This is a genomic window from Gemmiger sp. An120, assembly GCF_002160955.1.
Taxonomy (GTDB): Bacteria; Bacillota; Clostridia; order Oscillospirales; family Ruminococcaceae; genus Gemmiger_A; species Gemmiger_A avium.
Window position 1 is genome coordinate 42,913 of the sequence record NZ_NFLN01000012.1, and the last position, 22,727, is coordinate 65,639.

Genomic DNA, 22,727 nt, shown 5'->3' on the forward strand with positions numbered 1-22,727 from the left:
GATGCACCGCCGATGGAAAAAGCGTCTGACCGGCGCCATCAGCATCTTTCTCACCATCATTTTTGTCTCCAACTATGCCCTGATCGGCCTGCTGGTGGACAGCGGCCGCCTGCGCATGGCCCGGGCCGTGGCCGAGGGCGCGCTGGACAACGCCGGTGCCTCGGTGCTGTCCTACTACAACCGGATGCTCTACGACCTGTACGGGCTGTTCGCCACCGACTCGCTGACCGAGGAGGACATCACCCGGCTGCTGGGCGACTACGCGGAAAAGACCCTGGGCACCGTGCCGGTGGAGGAAAGCGCCCTCACCAGCCTGGTGGACGCGGTCACCAGCGCGGTGGGCGGCCTGACCGGCGAGGACGGGGAGGAACTGCCCACCTTTGACCTGTACAGCTTTGACGCCGAGGTCACCCTGGTGGACGGGGCCAGCCATACCCTGGCCAACACCGAGGCGGTGGAGGCCCAGATCATCGACCACATGAAATACCGGGCGCCGGAAAACCTGTTCAACGCCGCCACCAGCGGCGACAGCTTCCTGGGCAAACTGCAGGGGCTGTTTGATCTGACCGAGCGCATGAGCGTCACCAAGGACAAGCTGGAGCTGACCGGGGGCAAGGAAGCCCTGTTCCGCAGCGCGTCCGACATGATCACCAAGATCGGCAACTTCAACGCCAACGTGGCCGCCTTTGCGGCCAATCCCGCCGACCCCTACCAGTACCTGCGGGAGCTGGATGAACGGTTCACCGAGATCGGCAACGAGTACGAGATCGAACCGGAGGAGACCCCCGCCCAGACGACGGAGGGCGATGCCTCTTCCACCCAGACATCGGAGAGCGAGCCCTCCGTCACCCAGGAAAACGGCGGCAGCAAGCGGGATGAGCAGATCGAAGCCGCCCGCGCCCAGTACGAGGAGGCCGCCGGCCATACCGGCGACGCCTACGCCTCGCTGTACAGCCAGGCGCTGAGCCTGTACCAGCAGGCCAACACCCTGCGGGACGAGACCACCACGCTGGTGGCCAACTACGAAAGCTACATCAGCCAGCTGCAGGCCAAGCTGGACGAGGACCCGGACAACGAGAACTACAAAACCGTCTACCTGCCGGAGATCGAGCAGGCCCAGGCCACCTGCGGCGAGATGCTCAAGAACATCGACCTGGTGCTGATGACCCGGCCCTACCTGAGCGACCTGGCCGAAAGCGCCGGGGAGATGGACAGCGCCTTTACCGGCCTGAGTTCCCAGGTGATCGACTACCGGCTGTACGGCGAGGCAAGCGGCGAAAGCCAGGTCTCCGCCAGCCTGGTCACCACCGTGGAGGGCTCCATGGGCCCCTACGGGGAAGCGATGAACACGCTGCTCAGCGAGCTGGGCACCACCAAGGCCACCCTGGCGGACATGGCGTCCAGCTTCCGCCAGCCGGAGCAGCCCAAAATCCAAACCGAGGTATCCGCCGACGGGAACAAAGCCAGCCAGAACGCCGAAAAGGACGCCAAGAAAGAGGATCTGCGCAGCCTGAACGCCGACGATCTGGCCGTTCCCTTCGAGACTACCGGCGAGCCCAACTGGAACGGTGTGATCTCCGGCTCGATGGACACCGAGAACACCAGCGCCATCCTCTCCGCCGGGCTGGATCTGATCGAAAAGATCGGCCAGGTGCTGGAGGGCGCGCGGGACAGCCTGTACATCAACGAGTACGCCATCGCCTACTTCCCCAACTATGTGCAGCACTACAACGCGGCGGACTCCGACCTGGCCAAGGACGCGGACAACGCCTACCTGATCGACGACAGCAAGTATTTTGCCCCCTATAACGCCAGCCAGGCGGAGCTGGAATACATCCTCACCGGCAATGCCAACGCCACCGCCAGCGTGGCCACCATCTCGGCCCAGCTGCTGGGTATCCGGATGGCGCTGAACACCGCCGCCATCTTTACCGATTCCGCCAAGGTGGCCCAGGCCAACGCCCTGGCCGCCGCCATCTCCGGGCCCCTGGCCCCGCTGGTATCGGCGGGCCTGCTGATCGCCTGGGCCCTGGCCGAGTCCGCCCTGGACGTGGCCGACCTGCTCAAGGGTGAGGACGTGCAGCTCTTCAAACAGGGGGCCGACTGGAAGATCTCGGCGGAGGGCCTGGTCAAGGAAGCGGTCAGCGAAGCCGCCGAGTACGTCTCCGGCGAGGTGGCCGACGCGGTCAACAGCGCCATCTCCGACGCCGCCGCTTCGGTGGAACAGGCCGCTAACCAGGCGGTCTACAAGGCCTACCAGGCCATCCAGTCCGGCGCGCAGGACGCGGTCAGCACCGCCGGCTCCACCCTGACCGACTGGGCCGGCCAGCTGGGCGGCCAGGTACCGGGGGTGGACGCGGGCACCGTGAGCAGCGCGCTGAACAGCGAGCTGGGCGCGGCGGAATCCGCGGCCATCGGCCTGCTGGACAACGCCAAGGACCAGGCGCTGGTCAAGGTGAACCAGGCGGTGCGCAACGTGAGCACCACCCTGCAGGACAAGGTCAGCACCCTCACCGGCGAGGCCGCGGAAAAGGCCGCTGAGGCGCTGTCCAACGGGCTGAACAAGATCCTTCCCAGCGGCCAGGTGGTCAACACCGGTTCCAACACCGGCAGCTTTGACGTGACCCTGAACTACATGGACTATATGCGCATCTTCCTGCTGTTCGCGGGCAACACCACCAAGGTACAGCGGATCCAGCAGCTGATCCAGGCCAACCTGCGCTACGGCGGCCAGAGCGAGTTCTCCATGGCCGGGTCCTATGTGTCGGTGGCCAGCAAGCTGGACGGCTCCACCCGTTTCCTGTTCATGAGCGCGGCGTTCCTGCCCATGTCCATGAAGCGGGACGGCCGGATGAACTTTACCGTATACAGCCGGATGGGCTATTAAAGGAGGGGTACGATGGGCAAGAAAAAGGGCGCGATGACGGTGGAAGCCGCCATCGTGCTGCCGCTGTACATCCTGCTTCTGACCTTTCTGGTCAACTTTCTCAACATCTACTATCTGCACACGGTGGTGCAGCACGGGCTGAACAGCGCCGCCTCTACCCTGGCCCAGTACTGCTACGCGGTGGACCTGACCCTGGGGGTGGAGAACCTCTCCCTGCAGGAGGAGACCAGCGCCAAAGCCCAGCAGCTGGGGGACGCGATCAACAACTTCTACGACGCCTCCACCGACGCGCTGACCCTGTTCAACGACGGCATCTCCCTGGACAATCTGGGCAAGCTGCTGGACAGCGGCAAGACCTTCATCAATGCCTCCTCCAACCTGGTCAGCAAGGTGCAGGGGGTAACCGGGGAGGACGTGGCCAACCTGGTGCTCACCGGCATGGTGGAGACCGGCGGCGGCATGCTGGTGGAAGCCATGGTGGACGACTACCTGGACCAGATGAAGATCAACCGGGATCTGCTGGGCGGGGATATCCAGTACGGGCTGTACATCACGTCGGACGGCCGGTATGACCTGATCCTGACCGCCGCCTACCAGTACAACGACCCGCTGTTTGCCCTGTTCACGCCGGGCTTTGCCATCCGCCAGCAGGCGGTGGTGCATCCCTGGATCGGCGGCGCCACCCCCGGCCTGCGGGGCGGCGGCTGATCCTTTCCACAAGAGGTGTTTTGTTTGTTAGACTATGGTTTGGGCGCTTTGTGCGGCGCGGTGCTGGGCTTCGGCGCGGCGTTTTTCGCCCAGGGCGGCCTTTTGGACCGGCGGCTGTTTCTGCGCCTTTGCCGGATGCCGGGCCGCTGGCACCGCCAGCGGTGGCTGCTGGCCGGGCTGGGGGCGCTGCTGGGGGTGTACATCGTCTGGGTGCAGGAGGGCTTCGGCCGCGGCGCGGCGGGGCTGCTTCTGCTCACCGGGCTGCTGCTGGCCGCCTCGGTCACCGACCTGCGCCGCCGCCAGATCCATACCGACTGCCTGGCCGTCTACGCGGTGCTGCTGCTTATCTGGCAGTGCACCGGCGGGCTGTGGAGCCTGCTCAACGGCGCGCTGGGCGCGGCGCTGGGGCTGGCGGCGCTGGGGATTCCCCGGCTTGTGCGCCCGGCGGCGGTGGGCGGCGGCGACGTGCTGCTGCTGGCCGTCTGCGGCCTGGCCGCCGGATTCCCCGGCGTGGTGTATCTGATGTTCCGGGGAATGGTGGTGCTGGCCCTGGTGGGCGTGGTGCAGCTGGCGCTGCGCCGGGCCGACCGGAAAAGCACCCTGCCCCTGGCCCCCTTTCTTCTGCTGGGCGCGCTGGTGTAAGCCGCCCCTTATCCCATGAACGGAGGAGATCCCCATGAAAGCCAACATCCGCAAGATCGAGTACATGGTGGTGCAGCCCCACACCTATCTGGTGGCCGAGCTGGAACCCGGGGCCCGCACGGTGGGCTTCTGCCTGGAAATGGCCGAGCGGTGCCGTATCCCGGGCCTGCTGCCGCTGCACCGGCAGATGGTGGACGGCGGGGTGCGCCTGTGCTACGACATCACCGGCAAGAAGCGGCTGGCCGACCTGGCCGCCGAGATGAGCCTGTCCGAGGACGGGGTTCTGCGGCTGGTGCGCAACCTGCTGGAGGGCCTGGCGGGCCTGCCGGAATACTTCCTGCGCACCACCCAGTGCCTGCTGGAGGAGGACTACACCTACGCCGACAGCACCCTGGCGGTGTACCTGCCCCTGGCCCCCATGGAGGATGACCCCGCCGACGGGGACGCGCTGCTGCGGGATTACCTGATCCGGCTGCTGGGCAGCTGCACCAGCGCCGGGCGCACCGGCCCCCGCCTGAACGAGCTGGCCGCCTGCCTGATTCGGCCGGACTTCTCGGTGCCCGGCCTGCTGGACAAGGTACGGGCGCTGTCCGCCGGGCAGACCCCGGCCCAGCCGGCCGCCCCCGCCTGGCAGGCCGCCCCGGTCACCGCCCAGCCCCGGCCCGACCCGGCCCCCGTGCCTCCGGTGACCCCTGCGCCCCAGCCGGCGGCCCCGGCCCCCGTGCCGGAAACCCCGGACAAGAAAAAGAACGCCCTGGGCGGGCTGTTCGGCCATAAGGAAAAGGCGGAGAAACCGGCCCCCGCGCCGGTGATCCCGGGCTTTGCCGTGCCCGGCATGGCCGCCCCGGCCCCAAAGCCCAAGGAGGAAAAAGCGGCCCCGGCCTTTGCGGTACCGGGCGGCGCGGGCAAGCCCTTCGCGGTGCCCGGCGCGCCCGCCCCGGCCCAGCCGGCGGCCCCGGAAAAGAAAAAAGGCGGCCTTGGCGGCCTGTTCGGCCACAAGGAAAAGCCCGCCAAAACCCCGGTGGTGGAGATGAACAAGGAGCGGCACATGGGCGGCCAGGACCGTATCCCGCCGGCCGCGCCGGTGCCCCCTGCCCCGGCCCCGGCGGCACAGCCGGTGCAGCCCCAGCCCGCCGCCTGGCAGGGCACCACCCTGCTGCAGCAGACCAAACCCGGCGGCGGCGCCACCGTGCTGATGGGGGCCCAGGCCGCGGGCGCGCCCGCGCTGACCCTGACCGGCGCGGGCCAGGCCGTGCGGGTGGACCGGTTCCCCTTTACGGTGGGCCGGTACGAGTGCGATATGCTGCTGGACGCCCCCACCGTATCCAAAAAGCATCTGAGCCTGCTGCATCAGAACGGCATGTTCTATGTGCAGGATGAAAATTCCAGCAACTACACCTATCTGGACGGGCAGATCATCCCGCCCTATACCCCGGTTCCGCTGCCCGCGTCCTGTGAGCTGCGGCTGGGCAGCGTGGTGCTGCTGGTGAAGGCGGAATGAACAGGATCGTCCGGTACGATACCGGCTATGTGACCCATCCCGGCAACTGCCGCACCGTAAACCAGGACAACCTGCTGCTGCGCCGCGGCGCGGTGGACGGGCAGGATTTTCTGCTGCTGGCGGTGGCCGACGGCATGGGCGGCATGGCCCGTGGCGAAGAGGCCAGCGGCTGCGCCGTGGCCCTGCTGGACAGTTGGTGGAACACCGAGCTGCCTGCCCTGCTGAGCGCCGGCGGCCCGGACTGGCCCGGGCTGGAAAACAGCCTGGCGGTGGCCATCGAGCGGATCAACACCGCCGTGCGCCAGGCCGTCACCGACAAGGGGGAGCCCGGCGGCACCACCCTGGTGCTGGCCTTTGTGTACGGGGCGGACTACCGGCTGCTGCACGTGGGGGACAGCCGGGCCTATCTGCTGGGCGCGGGCGCGCCCCGGCCCCTGACCCGGGACCACACCTGGTGCGCCCATGAGATCGCCCAGGGCCGCCTGACCCCCGCCCAGGCGGCGGTGCATCCCATGCGGCATATGCTCACCAGCACGCTGGGGGTGCGCCCGTCCTACGAGCTGGATCTGGCCCGGGGGCAGCTTGGCCCCGGCAGCGCCCTGCTGCTGTGTTCCGACGGCTTTTACCAGGAGGCCGAGGCCGCCCTGGCGTCCTGCGACCTGACCCGCCCCGCCCAGACGGTGCTGGACGGCCTGCTGGCCGGTGCGCTGCGGGGCGAAGCGGCGGACAACCTGACCGCCCTGCTGGTGCGCCCATTCCCTGCCCGGAGGTAACCCATGATCCCCTGTCTGCGATACGCGGTGCTGATCCTGGCGCTGGCCGCGGCCGTCTGGCTGGACCAGACCCGGGGCCGCATCCCCAACAAACTGAACCTGACCCTGGCGGCGGCGGCGCTGGTGCTGGCGCTGGCCCAGGGCCGCCCCCTGTGGGCGCTGGCAGGCTTTGCCGCCGGCACCCTGCTGGGCATGGGCGGCTGGCTGCTGCACCTGTTCCGCGCCGGGGACGCCAAGCTGTTCATGGCGCTGGGCCTGGCGCTGGGCTGGCGTGGCCTTGTGGGCTGCGCGGCCTGGTCGCTGGTGGTGGGCGCGGCGCTGGGGCTGGTGCTGCTGCTGGTGAAAGGGCAGCTGACCGCCCGGCTGGCCCGGGTGGGCCGGTATCTGAAGCTGCTGCTGTTCACCCGCAGCTTCTCCCCCTACGAGCCCGCCCCCGGTACCGAGCGGGAGTTCCCGTTCGCCTTGTCCATCGCCCTGGGCACCGCCCTGAGCCTGCTGGTGCCGCTGTTCTGAAAACGCAAAAACGCCTGTCCGGCCGGACAGGCGTTTTTTGTATGGAGTTTTTCAGGCCAGAACCTTGCCTTCCGGGAAGGCGCTGCGGAACACCCGGCGCACCACCGGCCCGGCCAGGATCAGCTGCAGCGGCAGCGCCATGAGGAAGTTTCGGGGAATGTTGATCAGCCAGTTCATGGGTACAGCGGCCCAGTTGCCGGTGTGGAACGCCCCCTCGCAGGCCCCGTACAGGGACATCACCAGCACCATCTGCACCACCATCCCCACCGAGATGCACAGCACCTTTTTCAGGGCGCTGTCCCGGGGTTTGACCAGCCAGCGGAACGCCACATACTTGGCCACCTTGGAGGCCACAAACCAGTCGCAGCACATGGCAAACACATACGCAAGGGGGAAACCCAGCCAGCCCGCGGCCACCGCATCCAGGCCAAAGCCCCCCTGCTGCAGCGACACATTGTAAATGCTCATCCAGAGCACCATCACAAAGCACATCATCACGGTACAGATCAGGCTCTCTCTTATTCTGCGGTATAGACAATTCTCTCCTTTTCTGTGCAGGGCCCGTCCCGGCCCGGTGCGTATGCCAGTATAGCACAGAAACGACACGCTTCGTAATTGTGCGTTATTCTGAACTTTTTCTCCTATAAAGCCGCGCATTTTCCCCAAAACGACAGCCCGGGCGCACACCGAATGCGCCCGGGCTGTTACATGGAAGATTGTTTCTTTTTTATCATCCGGCAGGCCGGGTTATTCCCCCCGCCGGGCACGCAGCACCAGCACCGCGGCCAGCACCAGCAGCGCCGCCGCGCCGCCTGCCAGCAGCCATACCGGGCCCATGCCGGAACCGCTCTCCGGGCCGCTCTGGGCCGGGGCTTCGGCGGTGGGGGCGGGGGCCGGCTCGTTCACCGTCAGGGCCGCCTGGCCCTCCACGCTGGTGTAGCGGCGGCTGTCCGCCGGCACAAACACCACCGGATAGCTGCCGCCCGCCTGGGGCCGTGTATCCGGCTCTTTCCAGACGAACCGGCCGGGCACGTCGGCCTTGCCGCCGTTCAGGGAAGCCTGGCTCAGCGCCTGTCCCCGCACCAGCGAAGCGGCGGGCCAGCTGGTCACGGTAACGGTCTTGGGGATGGGGTCCACCTGCTCCAGCGCGGCCTTGCCGGCGGTAAACAGGGCGGCGGGCAGGCCGGTGCTGTCGGCCGCTTCGATCTCATCCAGCGCGCTCTGCTTTTTCTGGGCCAGCAGCGCCGCGTTTTCCGGGGTGTACTGCCAGCCAGTCAGTTCGTTGTACACCGCGTTCAGCTGCTGCACTGCCTCCGCCTTTTCCCGGGCCAGCGCCGCGCGGGTGGTCAGCGCCTGGGCGGCGTCCGGGTCGCAGTAGAACCGGACACCGGCATCCAGGCCGGTCAGCTGCTGTTCCAGGCTGTTCAGCGCGGCCGCATCGGCGGATTTGATCTCCGCCATCGGCTTGCCGCACCAGTCCGCCGCGCCGTTCATCCAGGCCAGGGCCTGCTGCATTTCGTCCAGCCGGTCCAGCCGGTCGGCCACCAGAGCGCGGGCAGCCGCCGCGGCGGCGCTCTTGTCCTGCGGATTGGTCAGGCCGGTCTTGTCCTCCAGGGCGCTTGCTTCCGCCCCGTTCACCGCAGCGGTGGCCTGGGCGGCAGATTCGGTGCGCTGGGCCAGCGGCACAAAGCTGTCCAGCCGGGCCAGAATCGCGCTGTGTTCCTTTTCCCAGGCGTCGGCTGTCTGCCGGGCCCGGTCGGTGCGGGTGGGCACGTCCGCCATAGCCAGCGCGGCGGTGTTCAGCGCCTGCTGCATGGTCTCCTGCACACTGCCCGCCCCTTCGATCGCGCTGCGGGCGGTGTCCGCCGCCCCGGTCAGGGCCGCCCAGTCCTCGGTATAGTAGTCCGCCTCGGTATACCGGGCCTGCAGCGCGGCCACCTGCTCCTTGTAGCCCTGCTGGATCTCCGCGTTGGACATCCACACCGCGTACAGGGTCACGGTGCCGTTCGGGTCGGCGGTCAGGTTCTTCACCGGCTGCCCGGCAAAGAACTCCGGCTGCTTGGCCTGCGGGTCCCGGGCCCAGCCCAGGAACACCCCTTCGCTGTTGGAAAAGCCGTTTTCCGCCAGATTTGCCGGCGTATCGTACACCGCGGCGGTGGCCTGGGTATCGCCGCTGCCGCCGTTGCCGTTGTACTGAATGGTATAGGCGTTGGCCTTCCACTGGGCGTACAGGTACACCGCATCCCGGCTGCCGTTCCCGCCCGCCAGGTTGCGCACCGTCTGGCCGTTGGTGTAGCTGGCGCCGCCGATGCCGTCGGCGTAGGTGTGCCAGGTGTCAAAGGTGTAGCCGGTACGGCTGAAGGCGTTGGGGGTCAGGGCAAACTCCTGGTCATAGACCACCGCCTGATCGGCCATGCTGCCCGTGCCGCCGTTGGCCCGGTAGTACACGGTATAGGGGTTGGGCACCCACCGGGCATAGACGGTCTGGCCGGTGGCCATGATCACGTCTTTCTCGCCAATGGGTCGGGTGTAGCCCTGGTCGTAGTACCATTCGGTACGGTCGTAGCCGGTGCGGGGGTTCTGCTCAAGAAACACCTCCGCCTCCACCGGAAAGTCCGGGATATTGGGCAGGGTCAGGCGGTTCAGCGAGTTGTTGGCCGCCACAAAGCCGTTGCCCTCCAGCACAGGGTTGTGGCTCATATCCAGCTCGGTCAGCCGGTTGTAGTCGATGTGCAAAAACCGCAGCTTTTTCAGCATCGAGGCGTCAAATTGGGTCAGCTGGTTGTCAAAGGTCTCAATAAACACCAGCTCCAGGTTGTGGCTCACGTCCAGCGCCGACAGGAAGTTGTGCCGGCAGTACAGCTGCTGCAGCTTCGGGTTGCCGGACAGGTCCAGCGTGGTCAGCTGGTTGCGCTCGCAGTTCAGGTCGATGAGTTCAGCGCAGCGGGTCACATCCAGCGACGTGAGGAAGTTGGTGGCGCAGTACAGATACCGCAGCCGGGTATTGGCCCGCATATCCAGCGTCATCAGCCGGTTGTTGCTCACATTCAGCGATTCCAGCGCGGTAAAATGCTCAATGCCGGTCAGATCGGCAATGTTCTGGCCGGACAGGTCCAGTTTGGTCACCGCCGCCAGTTCTTCGGCGGACAGGCTACCGTCCGCCCCCGCGCCGTTCAGGTTGGCAGGATTTGTCAGCCAGGCGCGGAAATTCGCGTCGGGGAAGTTCTGCGCGCTGATCTCCAGGTCTGCGCCTGCCGCCAGCACGCCCGCCGGCAGCAGGGTCAGCGCCAGCAGCGCCGCCGCCAGCACCGCACAGAGGGTTTTGTACAGGTTTCTCATGGGTAGTTTCTCCTTTCCTTGCAGGGTCAATGATGCAAAACAGCCCGGACGGATAGGCGCCCGGGCTGCACAGGCGCACCGCAGTTTTTACGCGCCGCGACCGCCATTTATTGCAAAAGGTAAAATTTTTCACATTTCTTTAATCTTGTACAATATTTTTAAACCTTGTCCATGGACTGTTCGCCCCTGATCCGCAAGTATGGTATACTGAAGAAAACCGACCGCCACACACCGGGGCCTTGGCCCCCCAACAAGGAGAAAACGGTTATGAAACATCTGCTGGAAATCTGCGTGGACTCGCTGGAATCCGCCCTGGCTGCCCAGGAGGGCGGGGCCGACCGGCTGGAACTGTGCGGGCATCTGCTGATCGGCGGCACCACCCCGTCCCTGGGGCTGGTGCGGCAGGTACTGCGGCAGGTGCAGATCCCGGTAAACGTGCTGATCCGGCCCCGGTTCGGGGATTTCTGTTTCACCCCCTCGGAAAAGGAGACCACCCTCTGGGAGATCGAACAGTGCCGGGCGCTGGGCGCCGGCGGGGTGGTGCTGGGGGCGCTGCTGCCGGACGGCAGCCTGGACGCCGATTTTCTGGCCCGGTGCATCGCCGCCTCCGGCGGGGGCCGCCATACCCTGCACCGGGCGTTCGACGTCTGCCGGGACCCCTTTGAGGCGCTGGAACAGGCGGTGGAACTGGGCTTTGACACCATCCTGACCTCCGGCCAGCAGGCCCGGGCGGAGCAGGGCATCGACCTGCTGGCCCGCCTGACCGAGCAGGCCGCGGGGCGGATCGCCATTCTGGCGGGCAGCGGCGTGGGGCCGGATAACCTGGCGCGGCTGGCGGATGCCGGGGTGCGGCAGTTCCATTTTTCGGCCAAGCGCAGCGTGCCCGGCCCGATGGAGTTTCGGCGGGAGGGTGTGCCCATGGGGCTGCCGGTGGCGGACGAATACCGCCGCGAATACGCCGACCCGGATCTGGTACGCCGGGCCAAACAGGTCCTGAATTCCCTGCCGGACTGACCTGCCGCTCAAATTCAACCGGCAAAGCAACCAAATCTATCACAGTGTTTTTGTGCATATACCCAGTATTGTCAAATCTTCTTCATAATTTGTTGACAATTCGTGCACATATTGGTACCCTTAAACTGTAAAAACTGGGTTGTTACTGTTCGGCAGGCAAGACCATGTTCAAAACTGGTTCCACGGGCCCACGCCTTTGGAATGGTTTTGAGTGTGGTCTTTTTCTTTTTCTGCCAGCGAGGTCGGGAGAGCATGCAGGTCATAAAATGTATCAATAATAATGTGGTATCCTGCCGCGACGGCAAGGGCCATGAGATGATCGCCATGGGGCGGGGGCTGGGCTTTGCGCTGCGGCCCGGGGATGAAGTGGACGAGGAAAAGGTGGAAAAGCTGTTCCGGATGCAGACGCCGGACGATGCCCGCCGCCTGACCGATCTGTTCTCTACCCTGCCGCCCCGGCAGATCGAGCTGTGCAGCCTGATCGTGGACCGGGCCACCCGGGACCTGGGGCGCAAGCTCAGCCCCAGCGTATACCTGACCCTGACCGATCACATCTGCTTTGCCATCGACCGGATGCGCAGCGGCACCACCTTCCAGAACACCCTGCTGGCGGAGGTGCGCACTTTTTACCCCCGGGAGTACACGGTGGGCAAATACGCGCTGGAGCTGCTGGCCCAGGAACTGGACGTGCATTTCCCCGATGACGAGGCCGCCAACATCGCGCTGCATCTGGTGAATGCCGAGTACGAAAACTCCATCAGCGACACCCTGCGGATCACCCAGACGCTGCACGACATCCTCTCCACCCTGACAGGATGGCCCCGCCTGCATCTGGACACCGCCAGCGGTTTTTACGACGAGTTCACCGTGCACCTGAAATTTCTGGTGCTGCGGGCGTTTTCCGGCAACGGGCAGCCCCGGGGTGACGAGGGGTTTGTGGCGTCGGTGCGCCGGTGTTATCCGGACGAATTCCACTGCGCCCAGCAGATCATCGAGGGGCTGGAACGCCGCACCGGCAATTCCCTGCCCGCGGAGGAACAGGCCTATCTGGCCGCCAGCCTGCACCGAACCTGCCGGCTGGTATAAGCACATGTGAGAGAAGCGGAGGAGACCATGGGTATTTTCGACAAGCTGTTTGCCAAGAAATCGAACGACATTACGCTGGGCGCGCCGGTAGCCGGCGAGGCCGTGGCGCTGAGCCAGGTGAGCGACCCCACCTTTGGGGAGGAGATCCTGGGCAAGGGGGTGGCGATCCGCCCCGCCTCGAACCGGGTGGTGGCCCCTTGCGACGCCACCGTGGACCTGATGTTTGACACCGGCCACGCGGTAAGCCTGAAAGCCGACTGCGGCGCCGAGGTGCTGATCCATGTGGGGCTGGAGACGGTCTCCCTGGCGGGGCAGCACTTCACCATCCACGCCAAGACCGGCGACCATGTGACCGCCGGCCAGCTGCTGATCGAGTTTGACCGGGAGGCGATCGCCGCGGCCGGGTTCGACCCCATCACCCCCATTGTGATCTGCAACACCGCGGATTTTGCGTCGGTGACCGCCGCGGCCCAGGGCCCGGTGCAGGAGGGCGCCCCGGTGCTGACCCTGGTAAAACCGTAAGGAGGGATCGCCATGTACGAGGGTACCGGCAAACCGGTATTTGCGGGGGTGGCCATCGGGCCGGTGCAGCTGTACCGCCCCGCCCAGCGCCAGCTGCCCGCGAGCAGCGGCGATCCGGCGGCGGAGCAGGCGCTGTTTGACGCCGCCCGGGAAACCGCCCGCACGCAGCTGAGCGAACTGTACGAAAAGACCCTGCAGGAGATCGGCGAAGAACAGGCCATGATCCTGGACGTGCAGATCATGATGCTGGACGACGAAGATTTTCTCACCGGCGTGCGGGAGCGCATCGCCGCCGGGGACAGCGCGGCCCGGGCTGCCCGGGACGCCGGGGAGGAGTTCAGCGCCGCCTTTGCCGCGCTGGACGACCCCTATATGCAGGCCCGGGCGGTGGACATCCGGGATATGGCCGAGCGGGTGGTGACCATCCTGTGCGGCGGCGACGGCGGGATCCGGATAACCCGGCCCTGCATCCTGGTGGCCGAAGACCTGACCCCCAGCGAGACGGTGCAGCTGCCCCGGGAGAAGATCCTGGCCTTTGTGACCCGCCAGGGTTCCGCCAACAGCCATATCGCGGTGCTGGCGCGGATCCTGAACATCCCGTCGCTGGTGCAGGCGTCCCTGGAACTGGACGGGGCGCTGGACGGCAAAACCATGATCGTGGACGGTTTCACCGGCCGCTATTATATCGACCCGGACGAGGCCACCCTGGCCGCCATGACCGGCAAACGGGACGAAGCCGCCCAGGCCCGGCAGCAGCTGGAAGCCTACCGGGGGGTGCCCACCGTGTCCCGCAGCGGGCGGCGCATCCAGCTGCTGGCCAACATCGGCAGCCCGGAGGACGTGCCCGCCGTGCTGGAGGGGGACGCCGAGGGCGTGGGCCTGCTGCGCAGTGAATTCATGTATCTGGGCCGGGACGCCCTGCCCACCGAGGAGGAGCTGTTTGAGGGCTACCGCCGGGTGGTGGAGCAGCTGGGCGGCCGCCCGCTGGTGATCCGCACGCTGGACATCGGCGCGGACAAACAGGCGGACTACCTGGGCCTGGACAAGGAAGAAAACCCCGCCCTGGGCTACCGGGGCATCCGCATCTGCCTGACGCGGGAGGACATCTTCCGCCCCCAGATGCGGGCGATCTACCGGGCCAGCGCCTTTGGGCCGGTAAGCGTGATGTTCCCCATGATCATCTCGGTGCAGGAGGTGCGCCGCATCAAGGCGTTCTGTGCCCGCATCCGGGAGGAACTGGCCGCCGAGGGCGTGCCGGTGGGGCAGGTGGAGCTGGGCATCATGATCGAGACCCCGGCCGCCGCCGTGATCAGCGCCGACCTGGCCAAAGAGGTGCAGTTCTTCAGCGTGGGCACCAACGACCTGACCCAGTACACCCTGGCCATTGACCGGCAGAACGCCAGGCTGGACGAATTCTACGACCCCCATCATCCCGCGGTGCTGGCGCTGCTGCGCACCATCGTGGAGAACGCCCACGCGGCGGGCATCTGGGCGGGCATCTGCGGCGAACTGGGCGCGGACCCCACCCTGACCGAGACCTTCCTGCAGATGGGCTACGACGAACTGTCCGTTTCCCCCGGCCGCGTGCTGGAACTGAGAAAAATCATCTGTGAAAGCGAGGTATAACCCGTGAAAGAGATCCGATACACCATCACCGATCCGCTGGGGCTGCATGCCCGTCCCGCCGGGCTGCTGGTCAAGGAGGCCGCCTCCCATGCCTGCGCCGTGACCATCGCGGCAAACGGCGGCGCGGCCGTGGACGCCAAGCGCATCCTGGGCGTGATGAAGCTGGCCGCCAAGCAGGGCATGGAACTGACCCTGACCTTTGACGGCGCCGACGAGGGGGCCGCCGCCGCGTCCATGGAGGCGTTCCTCAAGGCAAACCTGTAATCGTGGCAAAAAAGGACGGCCGTGGGCCGGCCGTCCCAGACTGTCGAAAAAATCTTTTCGACAGTCTGAAACCCCGTTTTTTCTGCTTTGTTCGCAGAAAAAGCGGGAATATCACAAGTGGGAGAGGGCCCTGATGGTCCTCTCCCACCCCCTCTCCCCTTTCGGTAAGAAAAGAGAGAGCCTTTTTCTACGAGCTGAGACGGCCGTGGGCCGGCCGTCCTTTGCTGATAGGCTGCGACCGGCGGCACACCGCCCCGGTCCAACAACCGTGTTAGGAGGACAATACTTATGATGCGATTTTTCCAACGTTTGGGCAAATCCCTGATGCTGCCCGTAGCCTGCCTGCCGATCGGCGGCCTGCTGATGGGCATCGGCTACTGGATCGACCCCGCCGGCTGGGGCGCCAACAACATGCTGGCGATGCTGCTCATCAAGGCGGGCGGCATCCTGATCGACAACATGGCCATCCTGTTCGCTCTGGGCGTGGCCATCGGCATGTCCAAGGACCAGGAGGGCACCTCCGCCCTGGCGGCGATCATCTCCTGGCTGACCGTGCAGACCATGCTCAGCAGCGCCGTGGTGGCGTCCATCATGGGCGTGGAGGCCGGCGAGGTTCCGGCTGCGTTCGGCAAGATCAACAACCAGTTTATCGGCATCCTGTGCGGCCTGATCGCCGCCGCCTGCTACAACCGGTTCTATAAGACCAACATGCCGGACTTTTTGGGCTTCTTTGCGGGCCGCCGCTTTGTGCCCATCATGACCGTGATCTGCACCCTGATCGTCTGCGTTCCCCTGTACTTTGTATGGCCCGTGGTCTACAGCTTCCTGGTGGGCGTCGGCGAAACCATCATGAACATGGGCGCGGTGGGCGCCGGTATCTACGGCTTCCTGAACCGTCTGCTCATCCCCATCGGCATGCACCACGCGCTGAACAGCGTGTTCTGGTTTGACGTGGCCAACATCTACGACATCGGCAAGTTCTGGGGCACCGTGGACGGCGGCGTCCTGGGCGTGACCGGTATGTACCAGGCCGGTTTCTTCCCCGTGATGATGTTCGGTCTGCCCGGCGCGGCCCTGGCCATGTACCACACCGCCAAGGACAACAAGAAGAAGATCACCGCCGGTATCCTGCTGTCCGTTTCCCTGTGTTCTTTCCTGACCGGTGTTACCGAGCCCATGGAGTTCTCCTTCATGTTCCTGGCCCCGGTTCTGTACGTGATCCACGCCCTGCTCACCGGCCTGTCCGTGGGCATCGTGGCCGCCCTGCCCATCCGTGCGGGCTTCCAGTTCAGCGCCGGTTTCATCGACTGGTTCCTGAGCTTCAAGGCGCCCTTTGCCCAGAACCCCTGGCTGCTGATCCCCATCGGCCTGGTGTTCTTCGCGATCTACTACGTGATCTTCCGCGTGGTCATCACCGCCCTGAACCTGAAGACCCCCGGCCGTGAGGACGACAACGCCGACGCCGAGATGAAGATCGAGCTGGGCAGCGACAACTACGCCGCCATGGCCGCCGCCATCCTGGAAGGCGTGGGCGGCGCCGCCAACGTGACCAACGTGGACAACTGCATCACCCGTCTGCGTCTGGAAGTGAAGGACCGCCTGCTGGTGGACGAGAAGAAGATCAAGGCCTCCGGCGCCGCGGGCGTCATCCGCCCGGGCAAGACCAGCGTACAGGTCATCATCGGACCCAAGGTCCAGTTCGTGGCTGACGAGTTCAAGAAGCTGGTCCGCTGATCCTATTTCCCCTCTCCGCGCGTCTGGGCCCACAAGATGCCGCGGAACCCCTTATCACAGAAAAACGGCCGCACCCGAATGGGTGCGGCCGTTCTGCGTTGTTCGGATTACCAGGGCGTCAGCTCCAGGTACAGGTCCTTGTACTGACGGGCGGAATTTTCCCAGGAAACATCCTTGGCCATATCCCGCTGCACCACCTCGTCCCAGTGGTACCGGCTGGTGAAATACTCGGTCTTGGCCCGGTTGATCGCGTCCAGCAGCAGGCCCGCGTCGTACCGGTCAAAGGTGAAGCCGTTGCCCGCGCCGTTGAACACGTTGTAGGGCTCCACGGTGTCTTTCAGGCCGCCGGTCTCCCGCACGATGGGCAGGGTGCCGTAGTGCATGGCGTTCAGCTGGGTCAGGCCGCAGGGCTCAAACCGGCTGGGCACCAGCAGTGCGTCCGCGCCCGCGTAGATGCGGTGGGCCCGGGCCTCGTCGTACTGGATGCAGGCGCTGAACATCCCCTTGCAGGCGTTCTCGTAGTAGCGGAAGGTATCCTCATACTCCTTGTCGCCGGTGCCCAGCACCACCACCTGGGTGTTGCCGTCCATCACCTGGGGGATCACGGCGCTGACCAGATCCAGGCCTTTCTGGTCGGTCAGGCGGGAGATCAGGCCGATTACAAACTTGCCCTCGTCCTGCACAAGGCCCAGTTCCTGCTGCAGGGCCCGCTTGTTCTCGGGCTTGTGCTGCAGCACGTTGGTAATGTCGTAGTTCACCGCCAGCGACGGGTCGGTGGCCGGATTCCACATGCCGTAGTCGATGCCGTTCACGATGCCCCGCAGCTTGTAGCTGTGGTAGCGCAGGTGATCCTGCAGCTTTTCGCCGTACTCGGCGGTTTGGATCTCCCAGGCGTAGGTGTTGCTCACGGTGGTGATCCGGTCCGCATAGGCCAGGCCGCCCTTGAGCATGTTGGCGTTCACATAGTCCTGCTTGAGGGCGCCCATCTCGAACACCTCATCCGGCAGGCCGGTCCAGTAGCGGATGGTGGGGATGTTGTAGATACCCTGGAACCGCAGGTTGTGGATGGTCAGCACCGACTTGGCCCGCCCCACCGGCGAATCCTTGAACAGGGTGCGCAGATACACCGGCACCAGCGCCGCCTGCCAGTCGTGGCAGTGCACGATGTCCGGGATCCAGTTCATATAGTTCAGCGCCGCCAGCGCCGCCTTGCTGAAGTAGCAGTACTTGGGGATGTCGTCCACCAGGCCGATGTAGGGATTGCCCGCGGAGAAGAACTCCTGGTTGTCGATGAAGTCATAGACCACACCGTCCCAGACATACTCCATGATGCCCACATAGTAGCTGCGGCCGGTCTGGCCCAGATCCATGTAGAACTCGCCCCGGTAGACCATCTTGTCCTGGTACTTCTGGGGGATGCAGGCGTACCGGGGCAGGATCACCCGCACGTCGCAGTTCTGCTGCGCCAGCACCCGGGGCAGCGCGTACATCACGTCGCCCAGACCGCCGGTCTTGACAAAGGGATGGCACTCGGAACCGATAAAGGCCACGCTGCGCCGGGGCGAGGTGTACACCGGCTGCGCGGGCGCGCTCTCCACCGGCTGGACGGGCTGCTCGGTCTTGGGTTCTTCCACCTGGGGCGCGGGCTGCTCCGCCACCGTTTTTTCCGCCTTGGGGGCCGCCTTCTTCGCCGCGGGTTTCTTGGCCGCAGGCTTCTTCGCCGCCGGCTTGGCCGCCGGTTTCGCCTTCTTGGCGGCGGGTTCTTCCTTCTTCACAGCAGGCTCCGCCGCCTTGGCAGCGGGCGCCTCTTTCTTCACGGCGGGCTCCGCCGCCTTGGCTGTGGGCGCCTCTTTCTTCACGGCAGGCTCCGCCTTCTTGGCGGCGGGCTCTTCCTTCTTCGCGGCGGGCTCCGCCTTCTTGGCCACGGGCTCCTCTTTTTTCACGGCGGGCTCCGCTTTCTTAGCAGCGGGCTCCTCTTTTTTCACGGCGGGTGCGGGCTTGGTCTGCTCCGCCGTCACCGCCGCGGCAGGCTTTTTCGTAGACGCTTTTTTCTTTGCCACAACAACGCTTCCTTTCACATCGTAATCTGCCGATATCTCCAGGCTGCGAGCCGCCCGCAGGATCCTCCTCCACTTCCCTTTCCCCTGCCTTGCCGCAGGGGGCGGACGGCCCCACGGCCCCGTTTTCGGGGCTCTATAAAACACGTTATCATATTCCCACCCAAAATGCAATTCTCCGGGTCGCATTTCTCCATCTGGTGTCATAAATCGCCCGTATACGACGGGCAGCCCGCCGTTCGGTTGAACGGCGGGCTGTCTGCGTCTTACATGCTCTGTATCCGCTCCTGTTCAAACTGGCGGCGGTACAGGTCCCGGTAATAGCCTTTCTGGCGGATCAGTTCGTCGTGGGTGCCCTGCTCCACGATGGCGCCGTCCCGCACCACCAGGATCAGGTCGGCGCGGCGGATGGTGGACAGCCGGTGGGCGATCAGGAACGAGGTACGCCCCTTGAGCAGCAGCTCGGTGGCGTCCTGGATCAGCCGCTCGGTCTTGGTGTCGATGGAGCTGGTGGCCTCGTCCAGCACAAAGATGCGGGGATCGGCCAGCACGGCCCGGGCAAAGCTGATCAACTGCTTTTCCCCGGTGGACAGCCGGTCGCCGCCCTCGCCCACGTCGCTCTGGTAGCCCTTTTCCAGCTTCATGGCCACCTGGTCGGCGGACACTGCCCGGGCCGCCGCCATGACCTCCTCGTCGGTGGCGTCCAGCCGGCCGTAGCGGATGTTCTCCATCACGGTGCCGCTGAACAGATGGGGGCTTTGCAGCACATAGCCGATATGGCTGTGCAGCCACAGCTGGCTGCGTTCCCGGTAGTCCCGCCCGTCGATCAGCACCTGCCCGGCGGTGGGTTCAAAGAAGCGGCAGGCCAGGTTGACCAGGGTGCTCTTGCCCGCGCCGGTCTCACCCACAATGGCGATGGTGGACCCGGCGGGGATCTTCAGATTGAAGTGGCTCAGCACGTCCTCGTTGCCGTCCGGGTATCGGAAGGACACATCCCGGAACTCGATGTCGCCCCGGATAGGCTCCCAGTTTTCCCGCTTGGGGGCAAAGACGGTGCCGTATTTTTCCACCACTTCGGGGGTGTCGGTGATGAGCGGCTGCTGTTCCAGCAGACCCATCACCCGCTCGATGTTCGCTTGCAAAGACAGGATGTCCGCAATGTTGCGGGCGATCTGCTGAATCGGCTCAAAGATGCCCACCGCGTAGGAGGTAAAGGCCGACAGGGTGCCAATGAGCAGCAGGCCGTCCAGCGCCAGGGCGCCGCCCCGGGCCAGCACGATGGCGGTGGTCAGGGAGCTGAAGAACATCACCAGCGGGATGTACACGGCGGACAGCCTCGCCGCCCGCACCGAGGACAGCCGCATATCCTGGGTGACCGTCTCAAACTCCCGGCTGTTCTGCTCCTCGATGACCAGGGTCTTGGAGGTGCGCGCCCCCATGATGCCCTCGTTGTAGGCGCTGGTAATGCGGGAGTTCATCTTGCGCACCCGGCGGTTCCAGCGCAGGATCTTGTCCTGGAACCAGGCGGTGAGCAGCGAGATGACCGGCACGATCAGGATGACCGCCGCCGCCAGCCCGGGGTTGAGCAGGAACATCATCACGAACACCCCCAGCACATAGAACAGCGCCCACAGGATGTCGATGGAGTTCCAGGCGATCATGCCGGCGATGCGGTTGGTGTCGCTCATGATGCGGCTGAGCAGATACCCCACCGGCGTGACATTATAATAGGACAGGGACAGGGTTTGCAGATGCACAAAGCAGGCCCGCTTCATGTCCCGGCCCACCTGCATCTCGATGCGCATGCTGCGCCGGGTAAACAGGATGACCGCCAGCGCCTGCGCCCCGATCACCACGCCGTAGAACAGCGCGAACCAGGGCAGCCCGGCGGTATCCCCCGTTTCGATGAATTCGTTGATGGCATACCGCTGGAACAGCGGCAGCGCGATATCCACGATTGCCACCAGCAGGTTCAGGGCGATCACCGCCCCGATCAGCCCCCGGTAGGGTTTCAGAAAAGGCAGCAGCTTTTTCCAGGAGCGGATATCAAAGGATTTTGTGTATTCCTGTTCATCAAACCCCATGGGTCTCGCCTCCTTCCTCCCCGAACAGCAGATCCCGGTCCTCGCCGGTCATCTGCAGGTCGTAGATTTCCCGGTACAGGCCCCGGCGCGCCATCAGTTCCTCGTGGCTGCCGATCTCGGCCACCCGGCCGTCCTGCAGCACCAGGATGCAGTCCGCCTGCATCAGGGTGGTGATGCGGTGGGAGATCAGCACCACCGTGGCCGAGCCCTTCGCCTTGTGCAGCGAAGCGCGTATCTCCGCGTCGGTCTCCGCGTCCACGGCGGAGAGGGAGTCGTCAAAAATCAGGATAGGCGCGTCCTGCATCAGGGTGCGGGCGATGGCCACCCGCTGTTTCTGCCCGCCGGACAGGGTCACACCCCGCTCGCCCACGATGGTGTCGTAGCCGTCGGCAAATTCCCGGATGGCCTCGTCCACATGGGCCGTGCCCGCGTGGCGGCGCACCTCCTCCAGCGCCGCGCCCGGGCGCACGGCGGCGATGTTTTCCCGGATACTGCGGGAGAACAAAAACGGCTCCTGCAATACGATGCCGATGTTCCGCCGCAGCCAGGGGCGGCTGATGCGTTCAATGTCCACCCCGCCAATGGTGATATGGCCGCTGTCCGGCGGCAGGTCGTAGAGCCGGTCCAGCAGATGCATCAGGGTGGACTTGCCGCTGCCGGTGGCCCCCAGCACCGCGAAGGTCTTGCCGGCGGGGATGGTGAAGCTCACGTCCCGCAGCACCGGCTGTTCGCCATAGGCAAAGGAGACGTGGTCGAACACGATGTCCTTGTCCATGGGCGGGGTCTCGGCGTCGGCGGGGTCGGATTCCGGCTCGGAGTCCAGGATGTAGGCCAGCCGCTCGATGGAGACGCCCGCCTTGCTCATCTCGGACAAAATGCGGCCCAGGCCGCGCACCGGCCAGATCAGCGACTGGTTGTAGGACACAAAGGCCAGGAATTCGCCCAGGGTGATGGCCCCGTCCACCGTCTGCAGTACGCCCACCGAGATGACGGTCAGGATCTGCAGACCGGTGATCAGGTCGCCCGCACCCCAGTAGGCGCTGAGCAGCCGCCCCAGCCGGATCCACAGGGCGGAAAACCGCTCGTTCTTTTCATCGAACCGCTGCACCTCAAAGGCCTCCCGGCCAAAGGCCCGCACCACCCGCACACCGGTCAGGTTCTCCTGCACCGTGGCGGACAGTTCACCCTCGGCCTCGTCCGCGGTCAGGAACCGCTGGGCAATGCGGGAGTAGAAGAAGCCGGAGTACAGCAGGATGATGGGCAGAAAGGCCACCGCGATCAGGGTCATGCGCAGGTTCATGGAAAGCATCACCACCAGCGAGAAGCCCACCAGAAAGACGATGCGGCATACCTCCAGCAGCTGGTTGGTGACAAAGTTGCGCACCACCTCCACGTCGGAGGTGCAGCGCTGGATGATCTCGCCGGTGCTGTTGCGCACATGCCAGGCGTAGGGCAGCCGCTGGATATGGCGGTACAGCGCGTCCCGCAGCGATTTGACAAAGTTTTCCGAGGCTTTTGCGGTGCCCATGCGGCTGCCGTAGGTGCACAGACCGGACAGCACCGCCACCACCAGCAGAAAGCCCGCCGCCGCCAGCAGCTGGGTCATGGGCGCGGCCGCCAGCAGCGCCCCCGGCGCCAGCGCGGTGACCACCTTCGGAAAGGGTTCCCCGCCCAGGATGGAGTCCACCGCCACCCGCACCACCTGCGGCGTGAGCGACGAGAACACCGTGTTCCCCATGGAGAACACCAGCGTAAGCGCAAAGATCCAGAGATACGGCCGCACAAACCGCCAGATCAGCGCTCGTTTTGACTGTTTCAAGCAATTCCCTCCTTTTACCAAACAAAAAACGCCCCCGGCACAAAGCCGGGGGCGTGAAATGACCGCGCAAAAGCCTGCCGGTTACACCGGGCAGGGCGGGAGTGCGGACAAAGTTTCCCAACGGCTCGCCATTCTTTTCCGATCGTTGTACCGCATAT

17 protein-coding genes are annotated in these 22,727 nt (G+C 65.4%); 12 read left to right on the forward strand and 5 right to left on the reverse strand.

The window, feature by feature from the left end:
- Nucleotide 1 precedes the first annotated feature (1 nt).
- Genes B5E65_RS10740 through B5E65_RS10765 form a run of 6 tightly spaced genes read left to right on the forward strand, consistent with a single transcriptional unit; the run spans nucleotide 2 to nucleotide 7,024 of the window.
- On the forward strand, nucleotides 2–2,887 hold the full coding sequence (locus B5E65_RS10740; RefSeq protein ID WP_087171768.1) for a DUF5702 domain-containing protein: 2,886 nt from the start codon (nucleotides 2–4) through the stop codon (nucleotides 2,885–2,887).
- 12 nt (nucleotides 2,888–2,899) lie between these two features.
- Complete coding sequence (locus B5E65_RS10745; RefSeq protein ID WP_087171769.1) at nucleotides 2,900–3,595, forward strand: TadE/TadG family type IV pilus assembly protein; 696 nt, start codon at nucleotides 2,900–2,902, stop codon at nucleotides 3,593–3,595.
- Nucleotides 3,596–3,619: 24 nt separating this feature from the next.
- Nucleotides 3,620–4,237, forward strand: coding sequence for a prepilin peptidase (locus tag B5E65_RS10750; RefSeq protein WP_143403007.1), 618 nt, complete (start codon nucleotides 3,620–3,622; stop codon nucleotides 4,235–4,237).
- Between the two features lie 34 nt (nucleotides 4,238–4,271).
- The gene (locus tag B5E65_RS10755; protein ID WP_087171771.1) at nucleotides 4,272–5,738 is read left to right on the forward strand and encodes a DUF6382 domain-containing protein; all 1,467 of its coding nucleotides are present in this window, start codon (nucleotides 4,272–4,274) and stop codon (nucleotides 5,736–5,738) included.
- Entirely contained in the window at nucleotides 5,735–6,511 is a 777-nt protein-coding gene (locus B5E65_RS10760; RefSeq protein ID WP_087171772.1) for a PP2C family protein-serine/threonine phosphatase, read from the forward strand. Before B5E65_RS10755 ends, B5E65_RS10760 begins: the two co-directional genes overlap by 4 nt.
- A gap of 3 nt (nucleotides 6,512–6,514) precedes the next feature.
- Entirely contained in the window at nucleotides 6,515–7,024 is a 510-nt protein-coding gene (locus B5E65_RS10765; RefSeq protein ID WP_087171773.1) for a prepilin peptidase, read from the forward strand.
- Between the two features lie 51 nt (nucleotides 7,025–7,075).
- Here B5E65_RS10765 and B5E65_RS10770 read toward each other — a convergent pair whose 3' ends face one another.
- Both B5E65_RS10770 and B5E65_RS10775 read right to left on the reverse strand, forming a co-directional pair.
- Nucleotides 7,076–7,519, reverse strand: a complete 444-nt coding sequence (locus tag B5E65_RS10770; protein WP_087171774.1) for a DUF2798 domain-containing protein — start codon at nucleotides 7,517–7,519, stop codon at nucleotides 7,076–7,078.
- A 252-nt stretch (nucleotides 7,520–7,771) separates the two neighbouring features.
- On the reverse strand, nucleotides 7,772–10,363 hold the full coding sequence (locus B5E65_RS10775; RefSeq protein ID WP_087171775.1) for an InlB B-repeat-containing protein: 2,592 nt from the start codon (nucleotides 10,361–10,363) through the stop codon (nucleotides 7,772–7,774).
- Between the two features lie 267 nt (nucleotides 10,364–10,630).
- Between B5E65_RS10775 and B5E65_RS10780 the strand changes: the two genes are divergently transcribed.
- The 6 genes from B5E65_RS10780 (at nucleotide 10,631) to nagE (ending at nucleotide 16,609) form a co-directional block, all read left to right on the forward strand.
- Nucleotides 10,631–11,377 carry a copper homeostasis protein CutC gene (locus B5E65_RS10780; RefSeq protein ID WP_158098575.1) on the forward strand — a complete coding sequence of 249 codons (747 nt, stop codon included), beginning with the start codon at nucleotides 10,631–10,633 and terminating at the stop codon, nucleotides 11,375–11,377.
- 252 nt (nucleotides 11,378–11,629) lie between these two features.
- Nucleotides 11,630–12,463, forward strand: coding sequence for a PRD domain-containing protein (locus tag B5E65_RS10785; RefSeq protein ID WP_158098576.1), 834 nt, complete (start codon nucleotides 11,630–11,632; stop codon nucleotides 12,461–12,463).
- A 27-nt stretch (nucleotides 12,464–12,490) separates the two neighbouring features.
- Entirely contained in the window at nucleotides 12,491–12,985 is a 495-nt protein-coding gene (locus B5E65_RS10790) for a PTS sugar transporter subunit IIA (RefSeq protein ID WP_087171778.1), read from the forward strand.
- 12 nt (nucleotides 12,986–12,997) lie between these two features.
- Nucleotides 12,998–14,611 (forward strand): phosphoenolpyruvate--protein phosphotransferase, encoded by a 1,614-nt coding sequence (ptsP, locus tag B5E65_RS10795; protein ID WP_087171779.1) that lies wholly within the window; start codon nucleotides 12,998–13,000, stop codon nucleotides 14,609–14,611.
- Between the two features lie 3 nt (nucleotides 14,612–14,614).
- Nucleotides 14,615–14,875, forward strand: coding sequence for an HPr family phosphocarrier protein (locus tag B5E65_RS10800; RefSeq protein ID WP_087171780.1), 261 nt, complete (start codon nucleotides 14,615–14,617; stop codon nucleotides 14,873–14,875).
- 288 nt (nucleotides 14,876–15,163) lie between these two features.
- Nucleotides 15,164–16,609: an N-acetylglucosamine-specific PTS transporter subunit IIBC gene (gene nagE / locus B5E65_RS10805; RefSeq protein ID WP_206406304.1), complete on the forward strand. Its 1,446-nt coding sequence runs from the start codon at nucleotides 15,164–15,166 to the stop codon at nucleotides 16,607–16,609.
- A 107-nt stretch (nucleotides 16,610–16,716) separates the two neighbouring features.
- Here nagE and B5E65_RS10810 read toward each other — a convergent pair whose 3' ends face one another.
- The 3 genes from B5E65_RS10810 to B5E65_RS10820 form a co-directional block, all read right to left on the reverse strand.
- Nucleotides 16,717–18,183 (reverse strand): glycogen synthase, encoded by a 1,467-nt coding sequence (locus tag B5E65_RS10810; protein WP_481810357.1) that lies wholly within the window; start codon nucleotides 18,181–18,183, stop codon nucleotides 16,717–16,719.
- 749 nt (nucleotides 18,184–18,932) lie between these two features.
- Nucleotides 18,933–20,750, reverse strand: coding sequence for an ABC transporter ATP-binding protein (locus B5E65_RS10815; protein WP_087171782.1), 1,818 nt, complete (start codon nucleotides 20,748–20,750; stop codon nucleotides 18,933–18,935).
- Entirely contained in the window at nucleotides 20,740–22,569 is a 1,830-nt protein-coding gene (locus tag B5E65_RS10820) for an ABC transporter ATP-binding protein (protein ID WP_242957530.1), read from the reverse strand. The genes B5E65_RS10815 and B5E65_RS10820 overlap by 11 nt, the downstream gene beginning before the upstream one ends.
- Nucleotides 22,570–22,727: the final 158 nt, after the last annotated feature.